The sequence below is a fragment of the Holospora undulata HU1 genome, assembly GCF_000388175.3.
In the GTDB taxonomy this organism is placed as follows: domain Bacteria; phylum Pseudomonadota; class Alphaproteobacteria; order Holosporales; family Holosporaceae; genus Holospora; species Holospora undulata_A.
Window position 1 is genome coordinate 1 of record NZ_ARPM03000157.1, and the last position, 4,184, is coordinate 4,184.

4 protein-coding genes and 1 pseudogene are annotated in these 4,184 nt (G+C 35.3%); 4 read left to right on the forward strand and 1 reads right to left on the reverse strand.

The genetic code is table 11. The features are described from left to right. The 4 genes from K737_RS11185 to K737_RS04555 form a co-directional block, all read left to right on the forward strand. On the forward strand, nucleotides 1-226 hold a 226-nt coding region (locus tag K737_RS11185; protein WP_235075694.1), incomplete at its 5' end, for a hypothetical protein. A 189-nt stretch (nucleotides 227-415) separates the two neighbouring features. Further along, nucleotides 416-1,879, forward strand: coding sequence for a M23 family metallopeptidase (locus tag K737_RS06870; RefSeq protein WP_006292154.1), 1,464 nt, complete (start codon nucleotides 416-418; stop codon nucleotides 1,877-1,879). Between the two features lie 2 nt (nucleotides 1,880-1,881). Then, the gene (gene truA / locus K737_RS04550; RefSeq protein ID WP_006292152.1) at nucleotides 1,882-2,640 is read left to right on the forward strand and encodes a tRNA pseudouridine(38-40) synthase TruA; all 759 of its coding nucleotides are present in this window, start codon (nucleotides 1,882-1,884) and stop codon (nucleotides 2,638-2,640) included. Nucleotides 2,641-2,699: 59 nt separating this feature from the next. Next, nucleotides 2,700-2,936 carry a hypothetical protein gene (locus K737_RS04555; RefSeq protein WP_024161465.1) on the forward strand — a complete coding sequence of 79 codons (237 nt, stop codon included), beginning with the start codon at nucleotides 2,700-2,702 and terminating at the stop codon, nucleotides 2,934-2,936. A gap of 1,046 nt (nucleotides 2,937-3,982) precedes the next feature. Here K737_RS04555 and K737_RS10290 read toward each other — a convergent pair. After that, nucleotides 3,983-4,184 (reverse strand): annotated as a pseudogene (locus K737_RS10290) (IS5 family transposase); the annotation flags it as partial.

The window sequence follows — 4,184 nt, forward strand, 5'->3', positions numbered from 1 at the left end:
GATTTGGAAAGCACATGGTGCTGCGTTAAGGATAAGACGCGCTTTGGCTGTGTCGGGCCCGAGCGCTTATACCTCAACGCTTAATCTCTTCTTCCATTTTAGAACCGCCTTGACGCTTGGAGTATGGCGTTTTGCAAGCGTTGGTGCGCTCTATTTAGATTCTTGTAGTTCTTTTCTGGTTCTTGGCTGTGTCTTGGCATTCGCATGCAATAATTATTTCCCGTAAATTTGTCTCCTTGAGTTCTTTATAGATTGCACCATAAGAGTTAGGAACTAAACAAATAACGACTTTACGGTTATAAAATTTTTGCAGAGCAAGTTAGTGGGGGGGCTTACATTTTTGTACTAAATTTTGTAAGATGAAGCCTACATTATGTGTTTTTCAACAGATTTATCAAGTGTGAGGAAAATTTAGATGCAGCATATTTCTTTGAATAATTGTGTAGAAAAGTTCTTAAAGAAAATTACGACTTTTCTTATTTTTTCTTTTGGGGTATTACTGTACGTTCATCATGGGTATCGTTCAAATTTATTTCAAAACCAGGAAATAGATGTAACTTTTTTTAGGAATCAGTCTTATCAACCTCATGTTTTTTCTCAGTTTTTTACTTTGTTTTCTTGTCGTATTTCAAAGTCGCAGAAGGATTTTTATTACTGGAATAGCGTGTTGAATTCATCTAGAAGATTCGATGCGCCTACTGGTTTAGAATCTGCTTTAAGCAAAGTTTTTCCTCACGCATTAAAAAGCTTTTCTTTGCGATGGAACTCTTTAAATAATTTTATGCATGGGTTACGGTTACAGAATATTCTTCCTCACCATCGTGTACTTATAAGAGATGCTTTAATCAGTCTTTCTAAGAAGAAAGTGTTAACGCGCGCTATCGCGGGTAAAGAAGTTCGTATTTTTTACTTGGGAGTGGGAGAAGAAAAACATCTTTCTTTTATAGAAATTCCTATGGATCTAGTAACGACAAAAAAGATTTTTATTGATAAAGAAAAGTTTAGAATTGAAACAATAAAAGATTCTTTGGTTTCTTTTGTTATGCGCACTCAAGGAGTTGTTACCACCTCCCTTCTTTCTGATCTTAGAAGAAAAAGATTACCTTCTTGTGCATTTCGTCTTGCCACATCTTTCTTGGAAGCAAGTAAAATTCCTTTGCGTCAGCACTACGGAAGAGGGTCTCAATTTTTTATATTGTATAGAGGAGTTAAAAATGCACGTACTGGACAGATTGAGTGCAAAGATATTTTGTTTCTTAAGTTAAAGAATACAAAACGCAACGTTTCTTTGTATCCTTATTCCTTACGCAAGAATGCGCCAGGTTTGTTTACGGAAAATGGGGAAAGGGTTAATCAAGCAAAAGAGAAAAGTGGGCTTTCTTTCATTCGCCCTCTTTCTGGGGGAAGGCTATCTTCTTATTTTGGAAAAAGAAAGCATCCTATATTTGGGTACCACCATCATCACAAGGGAATTGATCTTGCAGCGCCTTTGGGAACTCCTGTTCGAGCTGCAGCTTCTGGAGTTGTAGAAAAAGTGGGATGGGTTAGAGGGTATGGAAACTTTATTCGTATTCGTCATTCTAATGACTATCGTACAGCTTATGGCCATTTATCGAGATACGCACAAAAATTACGTCCAGGCACAACTGTTTATCAAGGGCAGGTTATTGGTTTTGTGGGGTCCACGGGAAATGCCTCAGGAAATCATTTGCATTTTGAAATGATCAGAAACGGTTCACAAATTAATCCGATGAGTGTTCATAATTCTGCGCAGCCCATTGAGCGTATGGGGGGACTTCAATATCAAAGATTTCGTGCTTATATTCGACATCTAAATGCTATTTATAATAAATTAGGCAACAATGGTGCTGCAACATAGACATGAGCGTTCGTTATGCGCTCCATATTGAATATGATGGAGGATTTTTTTCTGGATGGCAAAGTCAGAACGTTTCTCCTCTTTCTGTTCAAAAGACGTTGGAGCAAGTATTTTTTAAGCTTACTCAGGAAACTGTTTCTGTGTATGCTGCAGGGCGTACCGATTCGGGGGTGCATGCTAAAGGACAGGTAGCTCATGTTGATTTTGCTAAAGTTTATACAAAAAAGCGTATTTTTAAGGGGGGAAACTACTATTTAAAAAATTCTGGAGTGCAGATTTTGGATGTGAAAATAGTAGATAAGGCATTTCATGCACGTTTTTCTGCAAAAAGCAGAGTATATAAGTACATATTGCTTACGCGCCCTAGTGATAGTCCTTTGTGGAAGTCTCGGGCATGGTGGGTAAATAGACCTATTCATATGACTTTACTGCAAGATGCGGCAGAGATGTTAAAAGGGACCAAAGATTTTTCTAATTTTCGTAATTCTTCTTGTCAGGCTTCTAATCCAGTTCGCACGTTAGATCAAATTACTATAGAGGATATGGGGTCATTTTTGTGTCTAAGATTTCAAGCGAAGTCTTTCTTGCATCGTCAAGTTCGTATGATGACGGGAGCTATGGTTTATTTAGCAGCACGACGTATCTCTACAAAAGAGTTTTCAGAATATTTATCTCCAGGAAATGATGGCAGAAAGCCGTTTACTGCTCCAGCGCATGGTTTGTATCTAGAAAATATTATTTATGATGATTTTATTTTTTAATTTTTAACGGTTTCTATTTATAATATTATTGTTGAACTTATTTATAAAAAGGGAAAAAAATGAACTTCTTTTACTATTTTTTAATGATGACTGTGCTGTCTATGCCTCTGATAGCTAAACAAAGCACTCAGGAAGAGGCAGACGAAGATGTTTCAAAAGTACTTAAAAAAGTATTTGAATCAGATGAAGAATCTGAATCTGAAAAAGATACGAAAAGCAGTGTAGAAAAAGAAAATAAAGAGGATAAAGAGGATAAAGAGGATAAAGAGGATAAAGAGGATAAAGAGGCCGATTAAAATGAAAATAAATTTGTAGTGTAATTTTTTTAATTGCTTCAAAGAGTTTGTTGATTTTACTACAAAAGTAGTAGTTTTTAGGAGGTTTTGCTTGAAAATCAAGAAAATCCTCCGATCTGAAAGAGTGGAATACACTAAAATATTAAAAGATATAAGATTTATTTTCAAAATTTGTAAACAGAGAGATTTAGCTCAAGCCTATAAAGATTTTGATGGAAATTAAAAAAATACTTTTTGAAGCGTCTTTCTTTTTAGATATGTTTATCGTGCACACGCTTTATTTTTCAGTTTGTTCTTTTAGAAATAACAGAAATTCTCCCTTCGCTTTAGATCAATGGAATGGATACTTGGTTATTAGCTCTTAGCAAGAAGTTATATAATACCAGATCCCATCACTAAATGAACAGAGATACAGACATTTGAGGAAGATCGTATAATAAATTTATAACGTATGAAGACAAAGAATGGCTTGTGTGTCCAAATTAATAGAAGATTATGCTGTTGAATTTGCACCCAAAAGTCTAAAACGGATTGGAAAAGATGCTTTGTTGGGGGAGATAAATTGCAGAACTGCAGGCTGTAATCTTAGCTAAAAAATATGGGATCAGTAAAGTAGCCGAAGTATATGATATGGCTAAAACATCATAAAAAGAACATGACAATGGAGCTGGATAGAGTTCTAATTACATAATAAATTATATAATTAAAGTTATGACATATTCATTAGATTTTCGAAAAAAGCATTAAAAACAAAAACAAAGCGCGGGTTATCATTTGAAAAAGTAACCGCTAGATTTTGCATATCTAAATCAGCAGTAGTGAGATGGAGTAAAAATCTTGAAGTAGTCAACAAAAGGAATAACCCATGGAAAAAATTAGACAAAGAGAAATTGATAACCTGCATTCATGATTTAGCTGTCCTTCTTAATAGAATCATGGAATGGGCTATCATACTCATGTCATGTTTTCAGCAGTCGCTAGGGCAATTTCATAATCTTTAGATACCCTTTGCAAATAATTTAGCTATCCTATGTTCTTTCGACGATTCAACACTTTGGAATTATAGCCCATCCTTGAGATATACGCTCTGAGATTGCTATAGTTTTATTCAATATATTTCTTACAAATTCCTCCATGGGTTTTCTATATCCAGCATCTGCACAAACTCCCTTTAATGTAGGATATTTTTGCAACATTTCCTTAAAAACTCTGCACCCAGCACCTGTGTCATTGGCCTTATGAACCGTG